Raw genomic sequence first — 338 nt, 5'->3', positions numbered from 1 at the left:
TTATTCCGTTTAAATTGTTTTTGAGTTGCATGCGATAGTGACTCGAAATTAAAAGAGCATACTACTTGAATCCTTTAATCCATCACAATGATTATAGATTGAATGCAAAAAGACCGCTCGAAAGCGGTCTCTTGAATGCTTAATTTAAATTAAGCTGATTTTTTTACAGCCTCTAAAAGCTCGTTTTGACGATTTTTAAGTGCTGCAGGTAAACGGTCACCTAACTTGTTAAACAATTCAGTATGACTTTCAATCTCTTTGATCCATTGATCTTTATCTTGAGATGTTACAAGATCAAATTGCGCTTTAGTAAAGTCAGAACCTGTCCAGTTCAATTG

1 protein-coding gene is annotated in these 338 nt (G+C 34.0%); it reads right to left on the bottom strand.

Going from position 1 to position 338, the window contains the following annotated elements; all coding sequences use genetic code 11:
* Positions 1-149 precede the first annotated feature (149 nt).
* Positions 150-338 (bottom strand): phosphoenolpyruvate carboxykinase domain-containing protein (locus FLQ44_RS10105; RefSeq protein ID WP_147694290.1); only part of this gene is annotated, 189 nt, incomplete at its 5' end.

The organism is Vogesella mureinivorans (genome assembly GCF_007644035.1).
GTDB classification, from domain to species: domain Bacteria; phylum Pseudomonadota; class Gammaproteobacteria; order Burkholderiales; family Chromobacteriaceae; genus Vogesella; species Vogesella mureinivorans.
This window is presented reverse-complemented; position numbering and strand designations above follow the sequence as displayed.